The following is a 16,412-nucleotide window of genomic DNA, read 5'->3' on the forward strand; positions in this document are numbered from 1 at the left end:
CAGAACGCCCGCATGCAAGCCAATCGAATTTAACCCACAGGAGGAGTTATGATTACCAGACGTACTATTGTCGGACTTATGTCCGCAGCCGCTTTCCTCGGCACCGTCGGCATGGCCCACGCCGCCGACAAGCCCTACATCGCGCTGATCTCGAAGGGGTATCAGCATCAGTTCTGGCAGGCCGTGCGCCAGGGCGCCGAACAGGCCGCCAAGGACCTCGACGTAACGGTAAGCTACGAGGGACCAGAGGGCGAATCCGCCATCAACCAGCAGCTCGACATGATCCAGGCCGCCCTTGCCAAGAAGCCCGCTGCCCTCGGCCTTGCGGCGCTCGACAGCCAGGCCGCCATTCCGCTGGTCCAGCAGGCCAAGGATGCAGGGATCCCGATCATCGCCTTCGATTCCGGCGTCGATAGCGATTATCCGCTGACCACGGCCTCGACCGACAGCAAGGCGTCAGCAGCGCTTGCCGCCGACAAGATGGCCGAGTTGATCGGCGGCGAGGGCGAAGTCGCGATCGTCGGGCACGATCAGACGAGCACCACGGGCGTTGATCGTGTCGAAGGGTTCAAGGGCGAAATTGCGGCCAAATATCCGAAGATCACCATCGTCGACATCCAGTATGGCGGCGGCGACCACACGAAATCGGCCGACATCACCAAGGCGATCATCCAGGCGCATCCGAAGCTCAAGGGCATTTTCGGCACCAATGAGGGTGCCGCGCTCGGCGTCGCCATCGGCAAGAAGGAAGCCGAAAGCAAGGTCGTGGTCATCGGTTACGATTCCGGCGCCGGTCAGATCGACGCGATCAAGGACGGCACCATCGCCGGTTCCATCACCCAGAATCCCGTCGGTATCGGCTACAAGACCGTCGAAGCAGCGGTGAAGGCCACCAAGGGCGAGACGTTGCCCAAACACATCGATACCGGGTTCTACTGGTACGACAAGTCGAACATCGACGATCCGAAGATCGCCGCCGTTCTCTACAAGTAAACTTAAACGGGGTGCCGGCACGGCCGGTGCCCCTCTTTACCCGCATCCGGCCAGGTGTGCCGGGCGTTGCCGTCGCCCCAGGAGATATTTATGACCGTCATCACCGATCTGAAGGTGCTAGATCTACGCTTTCCGACCTCGCAGCATCTGGACGGTTCGGACGCGATGAATCCGGATCCGGACTATTCGGCTGCCTATGTCATCTTGGAAACCGATCGTGGTCTTGATGGACATGGGCTGACCTTCACCATCGGTCGCGGCAACGAGATCTGCTGCGCTGCGATCGAGGCCATGCGTCATCTTCTCGTCGGGCTCGATCTTGACGAGGTTCGTGCAAATCCGGGCGCAGCCTGGCGCCGGCTGACCGGCGACAGCCAGTTGCGCTGGATCGGTCCCGACAAGGGCGCCATGCATCTTGCGGCAGGCGCCGTCGTCAACGCCATTTGGGATCTACTGGCGAAGGAGGCAGGCAAGCCCGTATGGCAGCTTGTGGCCGACATGACGCCTGAAGAAATCTTGAAGATCGTGGACTTCCGCTATCTGACAGACGTGCTGACACCGGACGAGGCGCTTGATATTTTGAAGCGCGCGGAAGCCGGAAAGGCCGACCGCATCGCGACCTTAAAGCGCGAGGGCTATCGCTGCTATACGACATCGGCTGGCTGGCTGGGCTATTCGGAAGAAAAGCTGCGGCGCCTCTGCAAGGAAGCCATCGATGCCGGCTTCAATCATATCAAGATGAAGGTCGGGCGTGATCTGGAGGACGACATTCGCCGCCTGACGATCGTAAGAGAAATTATCGGCCCTGACCGTAATCTTATGATCGACGCCAATCAGGTCTGGGACGTGCCGCAGGCGATCGATTGGCTGGGCCAGCTGGCATTTTCCAAGCCGCTCTTCATCGAAGAGCCAACAAGCCCGGACGACATTGCCGGGCATCGCAAGATCCGCCAGGCTGTCGCGCCGATGAAGGTCGCGACCGGCGAGATGTGCCAGAACCGCATCATGTTCAAGCAGTTCATCGCCGAGGGGGCCATCGATATCGTGCAGATCGACGCCTGCCGCATGGGCGGCCTCAACGAGGTTCTCGCTGTCCTGCTGATCGCCGCCAAATACGACTTGCCGGTCTGGCCGCATGCCGGCGGCGTCGGACTTTGCGAGTATGTCCAGCACCTGTCGATGATCGACTATCTCTGCGTTTCCGGGACGAAAGAGGGCAGGGTCATCGAGTATGTCGATCATCTACACGAGCATTTCCTCCATCCCTGCGTCATCAAGGATGCGGCCTATATGCCGCCCGATGCGCCAGGTTTCTCGATCGAGATGAAGGCACAGTCGCGCATGGACTATCGTTTCAAGGGTCGCGAAAGCCATTCCGAGCTCGGCTGACGGGCAAACGCGTCCGGGCTCTGACGGAGGTCTATTCGGGATAGGCGGCCGAAGCGAGCATTCGCCGGGATATGGATGAGCCGCTGCGTCGGGACGATCTTCTTCACGCCGAGTCGCGTCTGGCGATGAGACTGGCATCCGGTCTGTCGTTGCGTCACCCGGCGAAAAGGCAAGGGATCGGTCTCGGCGCGGCGCGGTCGTACGAAAAGTTTGTCATGAACCATGCTTCGTCGAGTGCACTGCTTTGACTTGATCCGAAACCGCTCCTGAAGATATCAAGTGTCTGGATTTCACGAAGGAGCATCTCAATGCAGGATGAGCAAGCCGCGATTATCGAAGAATTGGGCGTCTCCGCGCAATTCGACGCCGGCACGGAAGCCGAACGACGCACGGCTTTCCTGGCAGACTATCTACGCAACAGCGGCGCCCGGGCATATGTTCTCGGCATCAGCGGTGGGATCGACAGCCTTACGGCGGCTCTTCTCGCCCAGGCGGCGGTCCGCAGGCTGCGTGACGGTGGATATCCCTGCGAATTCATCGCCGTGCGGCTGCCTTATGGCGTCCAGGCCGATGAGGCCGACGCACAGGCCGCCCTGGCGGCAATCCGGCCGGATCGTTCCGTGACGGTGAACATCAAGCCCGCCGCGGATGCCATGATTGCCGAGGTCGAACGCGGCGCTCCGGGCGTTTTCGGAAGTGAACGCGCGGATTTTCACCACGGAAACGTGAAGGCACGCGAACGGATGATTGCCCAATACGCAATCGCGGGAGCCGCGCGCGGTCTGGTTATCGGTACTGACCATGCAGCCGAAGCCTTGATGGGCTTCTTCACGAAATTCGGCGACGGCGCTTCCGACATCCTCCCGCTTGCAGGGCTGAACAAGCGCCGCGTCCGGGCCGTGGGCAAGGTGTTGGGAGCCCCGGATAGCCTGATTTTCAAGGTACCGACGGCGGATCTGGAGACGAATGCCCCCTTGCGGCCGGACGAGGACGCCTATGGCGTGACCTATGACCAGATCGATGATTTTCTGGAGGGTGGATCCATCGACGGCCAGGCCCGCGAACGCATACTGACCACACATCGAAACTCTCGGCACAAGCGCGCGCTTCCCGTCGCACCGTAATCGACGGGTGAGCAGACCAGTCAGCCTGTCGCCGCACTGCTCACCGAGCTTTGCCCTTGAGCGTTTCCGCCCTTCTCTGGATGGCGGAAACGGTCTGTCGACCTATCGTCGCGTATCCTGCTTGGAAAACCGGCCAATATTTTCCTGGGAATGTCCCCCCTCGGTCGACTGATTCGAGGGCATCACGACCTTTCGCGCAGGAATGAATCGATCTCGGAGCGGGTCGGCATCGATGGCGCCGTACCCGACTTCTGCACCGAGAGTCCCGCCACGGCTGCGCCGAACCGGACGGCTTCGAGGGGCGGGAGCCCCTCCGAAAGGGCCGCCGCGAACCCGCCATTGAAGGCGTCGCCGGCACCGGTGGTGTCGACAACGTTGGAGATGTCGAAAGCCGGCACGAAATGCGTTCCGGCAGCGCCGTGAAGCAATGCACCTTTTGGGCCCAGCGTGACGACCACATTGCGTGCCCCACGCTCGATCAGGCTCGTCGCTGCTTTCAACGCACCTTCGTCCGTGCTCGTGTCTATCCCCGTCAATGTGGCGGCCTCGGTTTCGTTCGGCGTGACGAAATCGCAATAGCCGTATATGGCGTCGCTCACGGGAAGCGCCGGTGCTGGATTTAGAACCGTTGTGACACCATGCTCGCGGGCCATGCGGAGCCCTTCGACGGCAGCATCGATAGGCTGTTCGAACTGCGTTACGAAGACTTTTGCACCGGCGATCAGCGATTGGGCCGCGCGAATGTCGGCGACGCTCAGATTGGCCGCTGCGCCGCTTTCGACGATAATCGCATTGTCCCCGTTCTTCGCAGACACGAAAATAAACGCAGCGCCTGTGGGGCTGATGTCGTCGACCAGCACATGCGAGGTCGCAACATCATCCTGTTCCCAAGTCTTGCGCGCCATTTCCCCGAAGGCATCGCGACCGATGCGGGTGATCATCGCCGACCTGGCGCCAGCGCGCGCCGCGGCGATTACCTGGTTCGATCCCTTGCCGCCGGGGCCCATGGCGAAGCCGCGGCCAAGCAGCGTTTCGCCGATGACCGGCATACGTTCCGCCTTGAAAGCCAAATCGGCCACAAATGTACCAAGCACGACCACATCGGCGCGATCCATCGATTTCCTCCCAATATACAGTCCGACGAAGCGGCTCCGTCCGCTCGTCTCACCCTGACATGCCAGTGCTGCGCCTGCTGCGCAAGGCATGATCGCTTATCCGTGGATCGGCTGTTCTGACGATTATGCCCCGGGAGACTTGGGCGACCAGAGGATGGTTTGCGCCGTCTTTTCATAGGCCATGCCGTTTGGATAGCTGATTGCCTCCAGTTGCAGGCCCCAGGGCGACTGGAAGTAGAGAATGCTTTGTCCGGCATGCGGCCCCTCATTCATGGTAAGGGGCCCCAGGCGTGTCGCAATGCCCTCATTATCGAGATAGGCCTTGGCGGCCTGGATGTCCTCGACATAGAGCCCGACATGGAAGGCGCCGATATCGCTGTTTTTCTGCTCGAGGCGCCGCTGGTCGGGTGCGTCATACTCGAACAGTTCGAGATTGGAACCGTGGCCGATGCGGATAAGCGCAGCGCGCTTGATACGGGCTCGCGGATGCGTGCCCAGTGCCTGATGCATGAAGTCGCCTTCTTCATCACCAATCGGGCCAAAGGTATATGCGTGTTTGCAGCCGAGCACCCGTACGAAAAAATCCAGTGCCTCATCGAGATCAGGAACCGTTACCCCCGTATGATCCTGCCCGAGAAGGCCGGGCAACCCTCGGCTCGCGATATTCGTCATGCTTCCCTCCCATTAAAGGGCTCAAGGACAAAGTGCCGCTTGGGCGACCGTCCTCGAGACCCGGTTCTGTATTCGCCTATATGTCTCCTTGAATTGCGGAATGTGCAACTGCCGAGAGAGCGCCATCCGCTTCTGATTGGATTGTGATGCATGCGAAGGCCGATGATCGCCCCTGCGGCTAAGCGAGGCAAAACATGCCTCGTGGGGAGGTAGAGGCTGCCGGTGGCTAGCATGAAGAGTCCGACCGGCACCATCTTTTCGGACCCAATTGGGCGAGGATACGCCTTATCAACTAAGCTTCATCGAGAGTTCAATATCCTCGGCAATGGGAAGGGATAAGTAATTCTCCTTGGAGGCGCGGATGCAGCTTAAATATTCGGGGCACATTTCCGCATCGTCGGCAAGGATCAATGCGCCCGTCCGCAGCCTTGGCGCCACCAGTTCAAAAATGTCGGCGTAGAGCGCCTTGGCGCCGTCCAGCAGCAGCAGGTCGATGCATTCGGGGAGGTCGTATCTCAATGTCTGCATGGCATCTCCGGCGCGAATCTCGACCAGATCGGCAAGGCCTGCCTCCTCAAGGTTTTGCTGCGCCCTGTCGATCTTGCTCTTTTCAAACTCGCTGGAAATCAGCCGGCCGCCGCCATTGTCGCGCAATGCCGCCGCGATGTAGAGCGCTGAGATCCCGAAGGAGGTTCCGAATTCGACGACCGTTCGCGCGCCTGTCGCCCGGACGAGCATATAGAGGAGCTCACCCGTCTCACGGGATACGGGTAACCAAAGATCTTTTAGCCGCGTATAGAGATCGAGATACTGCGTTTTGCTGGTTGTGAGCGCGGCGCGCTCCTCCGATGTGAAAGACCTGATGGCAGGGCTCGTGGCGGCATCCGCCTCTGCGAACAAGCGATCAAGCAATGGCCCGACGGGGGCGGAAGAAAGGCTATTCATGGTGGTCTCCAGAATATGAGGTTGTGCCGGAGACAGAAATACGAATAATCATTCGCATTTTCTAATCGCATTGTAGAGCGGCTTGATGACTGAACGCGTAACGTCCCGGATTTCCACGAGAAAGGAACCAAAACAGAGCCGCTCGAATGAGCTTGTTTCGGCCATTCTGACAGCAGCTGTTCAGGTTTTGACGGTGGAGGGCGCCCAGCGGTTCACCACGGCTCGCGTGGCGGAAAGGGCGGGCGTCAGCATTGGTTCGCTTTACCAATATTTCCCCAACAAGGCTTCGATCCTCTTCAGGCTCCAAAGCGACGAATGGCAACGCTCGACCGAAATGCTTCGAGACGTTCTCGCAGACACGAGGCCGCCGAGAGATAGATTGCGACACCTCGTGCATGAGTTTGTTCGGTCCGAATGCGAGGAGGCGCCGGTGCGCATGGCGCTCGCCGATGCAGCGCCGCTCTATCGGGATGCTCCGGAAGCGCGCGCGCTCAGGTTAGAGGCGGATCGTATTTTCGACAGCTTCATCCTGGAGCTGCTTCCGGACCTGTCCGACGGCGCCCGCGACATTGCAGGCGAGCTGATTGCGACGACATTGACCACGGTCGGCAAGGAGTTTTCACAGACATTGCGTGCGAAGAATGAGATCGATGCCTATGCTGGCGCCATGGCCGATATGCTTTGTGCTTATGTCGACAAGCTGGCAGCGGGCTGAGCTGGGGCCGTCGTGCCATTGAGTGTTGAGCTCGAGTTGCCTACCACTCAAGTATCAGGCGATGATCAACGACGCATCTCCTGTGCCGTCGTGATCCACGTAGATCGCAGAACTTATGCAATCGTTCCCCATATCTGTGGTTACGACAGGGATCACCCTCAGGCACGCATAGGTGCGTGCTTTCGAACTCGCGCAACCATGTGATAATAGTTTGCCGAATCGATTGGGCGAATTAGCCCCGATCCGATGGCAACCGAAAATCCGAAGTGTGAGTATGTAATGAAGCGACTTCTCTCGATCGCATTGCTTTGCCTTGTTCCGGCGGCAGGTTTTGCGGCTGCGCCGACCAAGACGGTGACTTATTTTCAGGTGGTCAGCGCCTATCTCAAGGATGCGAAGGCTGCTGCGGCCAAGTACGATCACAAGCGACTTGCTTTCGATGGCTATGTCGTGCGGATGGGCACCGATCCCGACGGCACCTTCTTCGGCGGCATCCAGAGCGATGGCCAGAAATTCGACCTCTCGTTCAGCCCTGCCGATCAGGCGCCTCTCAAAAGCAAATATGACGGCGGAGAGATTAAGCCGTTCGAGCCATCGAACGCCCTTACGTTCGAATGCCTGAACGAAGGTTATGTGCCCGAAGCAATGACGATCAGGCTGACCAACTGCAAAATGGTGCACTAATTTCAGCCGGTCATCTCCAGCAGATGCCCCCGAAGTCCCGCGTACCGGCGAGTTCGCCGCTACGCGGGCTGTCTTTCGGCGAGCCTCTGTTCGAGGCGGCGATAGTCGATCTTGCCGTTGACGTTGACGGGGAGATCTTCGATCAGGTGGATCTCCGCGGGGAGCATGTAGGGCGGCAACAGACGATACAGCTGCTGTTTGACCTCGCCGATATCGATCTTCGCCCCCGCGATGAAACCAATGATTGCTTCGGCGGACCCTTCATCGCGTCGCGGCCATGCGACGACGGCCACTCGCTCGCTCTGTGATGCGGACGCCATCGCTGCTTCCACGTCCTGAAGCTCGACACGGTATCCGCGGATCTTGATCTGGCGATCCAGCCTGCCAGCAAAAACCACCCCGTGCCGCGCATCCAACCGCCCGGCATCACCGGTCCGATACCAGCGTCCATCATGATCGGCGACAAATTTTTCCGCGTCTAGCGCAGGAGCATGCCAATAGCCAGCGGTCATTTGCGGCCCGGTGAGCCAGATTTCACCGGTCTCGCCATGGGCGACCTCGGCTCCATCTCCGTTTCTAATTGAAAGGCGCTGCTCTCCTATCGGCCAGCCGATCGGCGTCACGGCTCCGTCGAAGAAATTCTGCGGATCGATGCGATAATAGGAGGTGTGGATGGTGCCTTCTGTCGGGCCGTACATGTTGAAGATCGTCGCGTTCGGCGCTGCTGCTTGCCATTTCCGGCTGAGGGAGACGGGAAGAGCCTCGCCGGCAAAGAGGCTATATTTGAGGGAGGGCATGCCATCCGGTGTAATAAGCCCGAGTTCGGCCGATTTGGCGGCCGCGGAGGGAACAAGCAGGCAGGCCGTCAGGCTGTTTGCGCGAATCGTACGGGGAGCGAGAATGGCACCATTCTGTGGTGCAACGAACAATTCAGCCCCATGCAGCCAGCACATCATCATGTCATGGACGGACAAATCAAATGTCAGGTCGACTGCTTGGAGCAGTCGATCGCTGCTGTCGATCGGCATGAGGTCATGAACAGCATCGATATAGGCGGTAAGGTTGCTGGCATTGATCGGTACGCCCTTGGGCACACCCGTCGTACCGGAGGTGAAAAGGAGATATACCACCGTTTGATCGGTGAGCGCGCGAAGGGAAACAAAGGTATCGAGCTCGGTGCCAAGCGCGCCCGATTTCCGAATGGGCTTGGTGGCCAACAACGGCAGGGTTGGTGGTTCGGCGCCGATATGCTCCTCAAGCTCTGCCGCGACTGCCTCATCCACGACCAGTGCAACGGCGCGCGACGACGACAGGATTTGCCTGTTTCGGATAGCAGGGAAGGTGACATTGAGGGGCACATAGCCGCAGCCGGCAAGTAGAATGCCCAGCACGGACGAATATGCGGCGAATGTCCGTTCCGCACACAGGGCGACAAGCTGGCCCGGCTGGACACCTGCGAGGCGCAAGCCTTCGCACACGTCGATAGCCGACTGAAACAGCTCCTCGTAGGACGCACGAACGCCGGCAACATTAATTGCCGGCTTGTCCCGAAAGCGCCTCGCTGCGACAAGAAGCCGTTCATCCAGTGTCATGCATGGCTCCGGTCAGCTAGAGGGCGCCACGTCGCGACCGGAAGAGTTGGTACACGACTGACGAGACATGCGCGAAACCATAGAACAGCCGCCACCGCAGCGCTCTTTGCAGATTGACAAGCCACGGTTTCCATTCGGCAATCGTGGAGACGGTCCGTCGTCTCCATCTCCGCGCTCCATATCGCAAGGTAGTGCCTAGTGATAAACTGGGCTTCGCTTTCTTCGCGGTCTAGATCGTTCCAAGTCACAGTCTTGTCTCGGTCCGCTTTGCTCCCGCCGTCTCCAATCGGCTCCGGACATTTCGCTACATACGCCCTCCCGTCGTTTCATTTGTCACGTCAATTGAAGCGTCACAGAAAATCAGGTGTTTTTGAAAAAGCTGTGCTAAAAGCAGACTATGACATTCTGCAAAGGCCAGGGAGGGGACGATGCAGTCATTGCTCACGCCGGTTCACACACCCGTGCCGGTCGAGGTGCTTGAAGCGGAGATCCGCAGGATCTGCGGAGCGTTTACGCTTGAACCAACCCTGTCGTCGGGCATTGTTGCCGGCGACGTCGCCACCCGCCGCATGGGGCTTTTCGAGACGGCAATCGTCGGGCTCGATGCCAGCAAGCATGTCGAGCGCGGCGCAAAGGCGATCCGTCAGGATCCTGGCGAGCACTTCTTTCTTCTGGTTCAGGATACCGGCCAATGCAGTGTCGAACAGAATGGCAGGGTGGCCGATCTGGAGCCCGGCGACATGTTTCTCGTGGATTCAGTTCGTCCCTCGCGGTTCCTTTATCGCGGCATTCGCTCAAGCCAGGTTTCGATCCATTTGCCGCGCAACGAGATGGTGCACCGCTTCGGCGACGCTTGTACCGGCGGCGTGTCGATTAGCCGAAGCGATCCGCTATGGTTGGCGATGCGCGCCGTGTTGACGAAGATGATCGACAGCTCGATTGCCCAGACCCAACTTGGAGAGGCATTTCTCTGTCTTCTGGGGGCTTATCTCCAATCAACGCGCGGGGCAGGCGCCCCCGAAACCTTGCTGTCACGCGCGCTCACGCTCATCGATCGTCATAGGGCCGATCCTGCCTTCGGTCCGCGAGAGCTTGCCAGCCGGCTCAATGTCTCCGAGCGCATGCTGCAGCGGCATTTTCAGGTCCTCGGGGAGACGCCCGGACATCGTCTGCTGAACCGGCGCCTGGAGATCGCCCATAACCGTCTCTCCACTCGAATTCCGCATGGGACCGGTGACGGCATTGCCGCTATCGCCTATGATGCAGGCTTCAACGATCTCTCCTACTTCTACCGGGAGTTCCGCAAGAAGTACGGCGTTACGCCGGGCGCCGTCGCTCGCTGTCATTGACGCTTTTGTCCAACAGTCCGGACGCATCAGTCCAAGTCTGCCGCGTGTTTCTGCCCTAATCTTCCGCCAATCCTGGCCCCTGGCCGGGCTTTCGTGGAGGAAACTGGCAATGACGCTTTATTCTGCAACCATCAATGGAACGCCGGTGAAGGGCGCGGCGGATTTCGTCGTCTTCAATCCGGCGACCGGACAAGAGGCCGGCCGCGCACCCGACATGGACGGCGGCGATCTCGACCGCGCAGTTGAGGCCGCGCGCATGGCATTCGCTGCGTGGTCAGCACGCAGCGACAAGGACTTGCAGAGTATCTGCGCCGCGGTGACCGCCCGCATCGAGCAGGGCGCGGAGGAACTCGCCACTCTCATCACGCTCGAACAAGGCAAACCGCTCAATGGACTTGGCTCGCGTTGGGAAATGGGCGGTGCAGTTGCCTGGGCAGGCTATACGACCGGGCTTTCCCTGCCGGTCAAAGTGCTGCAGGACAATGCCGAGGGGCGCGTGGAACTGCATCGAAAGCCGGTCGGCGTCGTTGGCTCGATCACGCCGTGGAATTTCCCGGTGATGATCGCGATCTGGCATATCATGCCGGCGCTGCGGACGGGCAATACGGTTGTCGTCAAGCCGTCGCCGCTCACTCCGCTCTCAACGCTGCGTCTTGTGGAAATCATGAACGAGGTGCTGCCGCCGGGCGTATTGAATGTCGTGACCGCCGATGACCAGGGCTTCAATATGGGCGCGGCGATGTCCGCTCATCCCGGCATTAACAAGATCGTCTTTACCGGCTCCATCGCGACAGGCCAGAAGGTTATGCAGTCGGCGGCATCCAACATGAAGCGGCTGACGCTGGAGCTTGGCGGCAATGACGCCGGCATTGTGCTGCCTGATGCCGATCCGCAAAAGATTGCCGAAGGCCTTTTCTGGGGCGCCTTCATCAACAACGGTCAGACCTGCGCCGCGCTGAAGCGCCTCTATGTGCATGAGACGATCCATGACGCCGTCTGTGCGGCACTGGTCGCCTATGCCGGCAATATTCCGGTCGGCGACGGCATGGACGAGGCGAGCATTCTCGGCCCGGTGCAAAACCGCATGCAGTTCGACAAGCTGAGCCGGCTGGTGGCCGATGCCAGAGGGCGTGGCAAGGTGCTTCTCGGCGGCGCGCCGGGCGAGGGGCTCTTCTTTCCCCCGACTGTTATCGCCGGGCTCTCGAATGGAGATCCGCTTGTTGATGAGGAGCAGTTCGGCCCCGCTTTGCCTGTGATCAAGTACAGCAATATCGACGATGCCATCCGCATGGCGAACGACAGCCCGAACGGCCTCGGAGGCTCCGTCTGGTCCTCGGACATATCGGCGGCAAAGGCCGTGGCGTCGCGCATGCAATGCGGCTCGGTCTGGATCAACAAGCACGGAGCAATCCAGCCCAACGCACCCTTCGGCGGCGTGAAAGCCTCCGGTTTCGGCGTGGAATTCGCTGAGGAGGGGCTGAAAGAATACACGGATATCCAGGTGATATTCGCCTGATCTCGAATAGCTATGACAGGGAGGATGGAAATGAACGTGAAACACATGCTGGCTTCGGCCGGGCTGCTCATGACGCTTTGCGCGTCGGCAGCCATGAGCCACCCGCTCGACGGGCTGACGGCCGAGGAATATCAAAAGATCAACCAGATCCTGCGCGAGCAGAAAATCGTCGACGACAAGACGCTTTATCCGCTGATCGAGTTGAAGGAGCCGGCCAAGGCCGATGTTCTCAAATGGAAGGAGGGCGACACGCCGCTCGACCGTGAGGCGAAGGTGCAGCTGACCAGCCTTTCTGGCTTCAAAGAGGCGGTGGTCAACATCACCAAGGGCACCGTCGAAAGCACGACGACGATCAAGGGACAGCCCATGGTGCTTTTCACCGAGTTCATGGACGCTTTGCAGGGCGTGCTCGGCGACCCGCAAATGGTCGCGGGCCTCAAGAAGCGCGGACTGACGCCGGATCAGGCCTTCTGCCTGCCACTGACGGCCGGCAACTTCTTCACCGAAGAGTATCAGAACTCCCGCTTGATGAAGGTGCCCTGCTACCATGTTCCGGAAGGCTCGAACTATTACGCCAAGCCGATCGAGGGCCTCTTTGCCGTCTATGACATCGGCAAGAAGAAGGTGCTGAAGGTCATCGACACCGGTGCCATCGACGGTCCGAAGGACAATTGGGGCTACACAGAGAAGGAAGTCGCCGAGCGCGAGCCGCTGCGCCCGCAGACCAATCTCGCCACGCTTTCGCAACAGGGCGGGCCGAACTACAAGATATCGGGCAGCCATGTCGAATGGGATATGTGGCGCTTCAACTTCCGCGTCGACAAGCGCCCGGGCCTTGTGCTCTCCAACCTCGACGCAAAGGACGGCGATACCTGGCGTTCGGTGATCTATCAGTCGCATCTCTCGGAAGTCTTCGTGCCCTATATGGACCCGACGGAAGGCTGGTACTGGCGCACTTATATGGATAGCGGAGAATATGGCTTCGGCCTGTTCCTGAGCCCGCTGCGTGCAGGGGTCGATTGCCCGAACTATGCGACCTTCCTTCCTGCCACGATCGCCGACGACAAGGGCAATCCGCTGACGATCCCCAACGCCATCTGTGTCTTCGAACGCAGCATCGGCGACCCCGCCTGGCGTCATTTCGAGGTCTTTGCGCAGGCGCCTGACAAGCCGGTCCCGGCGGAAGGCAGGCCGGCAAGCGAACTCGTGGTGCGTACGGCTTCCGAAGTTGGCAATTATGACTACCTGATCGACTATCGCCTGTCGCCGGATGGCCAGATCCGCATCATGATCGGCGCGACCGGGCTTGATGCCGTCAAGGGCGTCAAGTCGACCTCGATGGACGATCCGACGGCTGCAGCCGACACCGCGCACGGCACGCTGATCGCGCCAAACCTCGTCGCGGCCAATCACGACCACTATTTCAACTTCCGCATCGATTTCGACATCGACCAGCCGGCCAACCATTTCGGCACGATGGACATCGTCCCCGCCAAGGTCGATGCGAAGAACCCGCGTCGCTCCATGTGGACGGTGCAGCACACCATGCCGAAGACCGAGATGGAGGCGCGCTATCAGCTGTCAGCCATGAAGCCGCGTTACTTCATGATCTCTGACCCCTCACGGAAAGGCTATCTCGGCCAGGAGCCCGGCTGGATGATCCATCACGGCGACGTCGCCTACGGCCCCTTCGACTTCGTCAAGGATCCGCCGATGAAGCGCAACGCCTATATCGAATATTCCGTATGGAACACGGTTTATGATCCGGATCAGCAATATGCCGGCGGCAAGTTCGCCATGCAAAGCGACGGGTCCGATACTCTACCGGAATGGGTCAAGGCCAATAAGCCGCTGATGGGGAAGGACATTGTCACCTGGTTCACAGCAGGCTTCCATCATATTCCGCGCATGGAGGATTGGCCCGTCATGTCGACCGAATGGAAGACGATCCATATCGAACCGCACAACTTCTTTGCTCATAATCCCGCTTTGACGTTGCGAAACTGACGACGTTACGCCAGCGCCGTTCAGGCGGCGCTGGCGGATGCACCAGGATCCTGCCAGGACCGAGTGGCGGACATTCAATCCAGTATCAACAGGACATTATCCTCAGCCTCCGAACCGCCGGGGCAATGAATTTTGATAATCTCGACAATCCAATCAAACAGTGTCGGCCCGGTGCCGTCGCGAGCGGCAGCCAGACGTTGCCTCACGCTCTCTCGATTAGCGGGATGGCATCGCTCGAGCATGTGTTCGAGTTTTTTCACCGCCGCGGGATAGCCGAGCGCTTCTCTTGAGACCGCCGAATGGGACCATCTGATCGTAAAGCCTTCATCTGGGGTGCCGAACCCGCCCCTCAGAATGTCGTTCAGGGCATCGAGATTCCGGCCCCAGAAATGATGCGGAACCAAGACGCGGGTGATCTCGTCATAGAGATCCTCAAGAGATGTTATCCGCGAACCGTCAATGACATATTCAACTGACATGTGATTTCCTAATGGAAATATCGCGTTGCGCCGCGCCGGCCTTCAGTGACAATCAGCATACGGCGTCCTCGAATTGGGATTTGGCGTCGGCACCACGGCGTTGCCGCTCGTGAGCCATTCCTAGACTTATACGGCTACGGACCCTCCTTGGGAATGATCGCTGTTGCCAGTGATCGAGCGACATGCGGCGAGAGCGTTCAATGCGGTGCACTCGACCCCGTCGTAATGTTCACGCAATGCTTGGCTGCCAGCCTTTTCCTGTGACAATACAACTTGCCGCCGCACCAGCTCACCTGCCTGTAACTCGCAAGACCGCACGAATGTGGTCCCGCGTACATCTAATCGACATTGGGAGACTGGCTCTGCGAAGGTTAGTATTGATGAGGCAGCGCACAGCTGCGCAAACGAAAAACGACAAGCTACGACCAGCTTTGGAAAGCGTCGATGGGCGTGGGGTCACTACCTTTGAGGTTTACCCGCACGACAATGCGGTCGGTGCACCGCGAGTTGCCGCATGAGCGATGCAGGCTCGAAAAAGGGCGCGAGGCCGTTTTCAGCCTTCGAGCGCATGATCGCGTGGCGCTATCTGCGCTCCAGGCGCAAGGAAACGGTGGTCTCTGTCATCTCAATCATCTCGTTCATCGGCATCATGCTGGGTGTGGCGACATTGATCATCGTGATGGCTGTCATGAACGGCTTTCGCGCCGAACTCCTTGATCGCCTCCTCGGCATCAACGGCCATCTGGTCGTGCAGCCGATCGAAAGCGGGCTTGACGACTATGAGGAGATTGCCGCCCGCTTCAACGGCATTGCCGGCGTGCGCTACGCGATCCCGATGACGGAGGGGCAGGTGCTGACGACCGGCCGCATCGGTGCGGGAGCCGGCGCACTGGTGCGCGGCGTGCGTGGGGAGGACATCACCAAGCTGACGCTGGTCTCCAGTAATATCCGCCAAGGCACGCTAGACAGCTTCAACGCATCGAAGGGCGCGGCTATCGGTAAGCGCATGGCTGACAGACTGGGTCTCTCGGTCGGTGACAGCATTCAGCTTGTCGCGCCCGAAGGTGACGTCACCCCGTTCGGCGTCACCGCGCGCCAGATGAGCTATCCAGTGGTGGCGATCTTCGAGGTCGGCATGTCTCAATATGACAGCTCGATCATCTATCTGCCGCTCGGCGAAGCCCAACGTTACTTCAATTCCGAAGGCGTCGTTCAATCCATCGAGGTCTTCGTCGATGACCCCGATGCCGTGGACCGGTTGCGCCCCTCGGTTGAAAGTGTGGCGAGGCGGCCCGTGTTCCTGACCGACTGGCGTCAGCGCAACCAGACATTGTTCTCGGCCCTTCAGGTCCAGCGCAACGTCATGTTCGTGGTCCTGACGCTGATCGTGCTGGTTGCTGCGCTCAACATCATTTCGGGATTGTTCATGCTGGTCAAAGACAAGGGGCCCGATATCGCGATCCTGCGCACGATGGGCGCGACCAGCGGTGCGATCATGCGCATCTTCTTCATGGCCGGAGCGGCAATCGGCGGCGTCGGCACCGCAGCTGGCGTTGTGCTCGGCGTCATCGTGTCCATGAATGTCGAACCGATCCGCCAGTTCTTCTCGTGGCTGTCAGGGATAACGCTGTTCAGTCCCGAGCTTTATTTTCTGAGCCAGTTGCCCGCACGCATGGACATCGGGGAAATCATATCGGTAGTTTTGATGGCTCTGGCCCTTTCTTTCCTCGCAACGCTCCTTCCGGCCTGGCGTGCTGCAAGGCTCGATCCTGTCGATGCGTTGAGGTATGAATGATGGCGACGACGCCAGTTCTGTAGCTCAACTATCCCCC

At 59.5% G+C, this 16,412-nt stretch carries 14 protein-coding genes; 9 read left to right on the forward strand and 5 right to left on the reverse strand.

Annotation, left to right across the window (positions count from 1 at the left end):
* The first annotated feature begins 48 nt into the window (after positions 1–48).
* The 3 genes from ACIQJ2_RS29390 to nadE all read left to right on the forward strand — a co-directional run bounded on the left by ACIQJ2_RS29390 (position 49) and on the right by nadE (position 3,506).
* The gene (locus ACIQJ2_RS29390; RefSeq protein ID WP_199150574.1) at positions 49–993 is read left to right on the forward strand and encodes an ABC transporter substrate-binding protein; all 945 of its coding nucleotides are present in this window, start codon (positions 49–51) and stop codon (positions 991–993) included.
* Between the two features lie 90 nt (positions 994–1,083).
* Positions 1,084–2,382, forward strand: a complete 1,299-nt coding sequence (locus tag ACIQJ2_RS29395) for an L-fuconate dehydratase (protein WP_400672589.1) — start codon at positions 1,084–1,086, stop codon at positions 2,380–2,382.
* A gap of 308 nt (positions 2,383–2,690) precedes the next feature.
* Positions 2,691–3,506, forward strand: a complete 816-nt coding sequence (nadE, locus tag ACIQJ2_RS29400) for an ammonia-dependent NAD(+) synthetase (protein WP_199150576.1) — start codon at positions 2,691–2,693, stop codon at positions 3,504–3,506.
* Positions 3,507–3,688: 182 nt separating this feature from the next.
* Here nadE and rbsK read toward each other — a convergent pair whose 3' ends face one another.
* From rbsK to ACIQJ2_RS29415, 3 genes are all read right to left on the reverse strand, one after another.
* Positions 3,689–4,621 carry a ribokinase gene (rbsK, locus tag ACIQJ2_RS29405; RefSeq protein ID WP_400672592.1) on the reverse strand — a complete coding sequence of 311 codons (933 nt, stop codon included), beginning with the start codon at positions 4,619–4,621 and terminating at the stop codon, positions 3,689–3,691.
* Between the two features lie 123 nt (positions 4,622–4,744).
* On the reverse strand, positions 4,745–5,293 hold the full coding sequence (locus tag ACIQJ2_RS29410) for a VOC family protein (RefSeq protein ID WP_400672594.1): 549 nt from the start codon (positions 5,291–5,293) through the stop codon (positions 4,745–4,747).
* A gap of 288 nt (positions 5,294–5,581) precedes the next feature.
* Positions 5,582–6,238: an O-methyltransferase gene (locus ACIQJ2_RS29415; protein WP_400672596.1), complete on the reverse strand. Its 657-nt coding sequence runs from the start codon at positions 6,236–6,238 to the stop codon at positions 5,582–5,584.
* Between the two features lie 85 nt (positions 6,239–6,323).
* On the opposite strand from ACIQJ2_RS29415, the gene ACIQJ2_RS29420 reads away from it, so the two are divergent.
* Complete coding sequence (locus ACIQJ2_RS29420) at positions 6,324–6,953, forward strand: TetR family transcriptional regulator (protein WP_400672599.1); 630 nt, start codon at positions 6,324–6,326, stop codon at positions 6,951–6,953.
* 279 nt (positions 6,954–7,232) lie between these two features.
* A complete protein-coding gene (locus ACIQJ2_RS29425; RefSeq protein WP_199150487.1) occupies positions 7,233–7,637 on the forward strand; it encodes a hypothetical protein in 405 nt (134 codons plus the stop codon).
* Positions 7,638–7,696: 59 nt separating this feature from the next.
* On the opposite strand, the gene ACIQJ2_RS29430 is transcribed toward ACIQJ2_RS29425, so the two are convergent.
* Positions 7,697–9,229, reverse strand: a complete 1,533-nt coding sequence (locus ACIQJ2_RS29430) for an amino acid adenylation domain-containing protein (RefSeq protein ID WP_400672602.1) — start codon at positions 9,227–9,229, stop codon at positions 7,697–7,699.
* Positions 9,230–9,657: 428 nt separating this feature from the next.
* On the opposite strand from ACIQJ2_RS29430, the gene ACIQJ2_RS29435 reads away from it, so the two are divergent.
* From ACIQJ2_RS29435 to ACIQJ2_RS29445, 3 genes are all read left to right on the forward strand, one after another.
* Positions 9,658–10,578 carry a helix-turn-helix domain-containing protein gene (locus tag ACIQJ2_RS29435; protein ID WP_400672605.1) on the forward strand — a complete coding sequence of 307 codons (921 nt, stop codon included), beginning with the start codon at positions 9,658–9,660 and terminating at the stop codon, positions 10,576–10,578.
* Positions 10,579–10,687: 109 nt separating this feature from the next.
* On the forward strand, positions 10,688–12,094 hold the full coding sequence (locus tag ACIQJ2_RS29440) for an aldehyde dehydrogenase family protein (protein WP_400672607.1): 1,407 nt from the start codon (positions 10,688–10,690) through the stop codon (positions 12,092–12,094).
* Between the two features lie 30 nt (positions 12,095–12,124).
* A complete protein-coding gene (locus ACIQJ2_RS29445) occupies positions 12,125–14,101 on the forward strand; it encodes a tyramine oxidase (RefSeq protein ID WP_400672610.1) in 1,977 nt (658 codons plus the stop codon).
* Between the two features lie 74 nt (positions 14,102–14,175).
* Here the strand turns inward: ACIQJ2_RS29445 and ACIQJ2_RS29450 are convergent, their stop codons facing one another.
* Positions 14,176–14,580, reverse strand: a complete 405-nt coding sequence (locus ACIQJ2_RS29450) for a barstar family protein (RefSeq protein WP_400672613.1) — start codon at positions 14,578–14,580, stop codon at positions 14,176–14,178.
* Positions 14,581–15,094: 514 nt separating this feature from the next.
* Between ACIQJ2_RS29450 and ACIQJ2_RS29455 the strand changes: the two genes are divergently transcribed.
* On the forward strand, positions 15,095–16,375 hold the full coding sequence (locus ACIQJ2_RS29455) for a lipoprotein-releasing ABC transporter permease subunit (protein WP_400672615.1): 1,281 nt from the start codon (positions 15,095–15,097) through the stop codon (positions 16,373–16,375).
* The last annotated feature ends 37 nt before the right edge of the window (positions 16,376–16,412 follow it).

Origin of the sequence: Rhizobium sp. NPDC092011 (genome assembly GCF_044756305.1) — a bacterium.
Lineage (GTDB): Bacteria > Pseudomonadota > Alphaproteobacteria > Rhizobiales > Rhizobiaceae > Rhizobium.

Bases quoted from the DNA above. Each gene is read 5' to 3' on its own strand.
- ACIQJ2_RS29420 (WP_400672599.1), top strand. From the start codon at position 6,324: ATGACTGAACGCGTAACGTCCCGGATTTCCACGAGAAAGGAACCAAAA.
- ACIQJ2_RS29450 (WP_400672613.1), bottom strand. From the start codon at position 14,580: ATGTCAGTTGAATATGTCATTGACGGTTCGCGGATAACATCTCTTGAG.
- ACIQJ2_RS29395 (WP_400672589.1), top strand. From the start codon at position 1,084: ATGACCGTCATCACCGATCTGAAGGTGCTAGATCTACGCTTTCCGACC.
- ACIQJ2_RS29390 (WP_199150574.1), top strand. From the start codon at position 49: ATGATTACCAGACGTACTATTGTCGGACTTATGTCCGCAGCCGCTTTC.
- ACIQJ2_RS29415 (WP_400672596.1), bottom strand. From the start codon at position 6,238: ATGAATAGCCTTTCTTCCGCCCCCGTCGGGCCATTGCTTGATCGCTTG.
- ACIQJ2_RS29410 (WP_400672594.1), bottom strand. From the start codon at position 5,293: ATGACGAATATCGCGAGCCGAGGGTTGCCCGGCCTTCTCGGGCAGGAT.
- ACIQJ2_RS29455 (WP_400672615.1), top strand. From the start codon at position 15,095: ATGAGCGATGCAGGCTCGAAAAAGGGCGCGAGGCCGTTTTCAGCCTTC.
- rbsK (WP_400672592.1), bottom strand. From the start codon at position 4,621: ATGGATCGCGCCGATGTGGTCGTGCTTGGTACATTTGTGGCCGATTTG.
- ACIQJ2_RS29440 (WP_400672607.1), top strand. From the start codon at position 10,688: ATGACGCTTTATTCTGCAACCATCAATGGAACGCCGGTGAAGGGCGCG.
- nadE (WP_199150576.1), top strand. From the start codon at position 2,691: ATGCAGGATGAGCAAGCCGCGATTATCGAAGAATTGGGCGTCTCCGCG.
- ACIQJ2_RS29425 (WP_199150487.1), top strand. From the start codon at position 7,233: ATGAAGCGACTTCTCTCGATCGCATTGCTTTGCCTTGTTCCGGCGGCA.
- ACIQJ2_RS29435 (WP_400672605.1), top strand. From the start codon at position 9,658: ATGCAGTCATTGCTCACGCCGGTTCACACACCCGTGCCGGTCGAGGTG.
- ACIQJ2_RS29445 (WP_400672610.1), top strand. From the start codon at position 12,125: ATGAACGTGAAACACATGCTGGCTTCGGCCGGGCTGCTCATGACGCTT.
- ACIQJ2_RS29430 (WP_400672602.1), bottom strand. From the start codon at position 9,229: ATGACACTGGATGAACGGCTTCTTGTCGCAGCGAGGCGCTTTCGGGAC.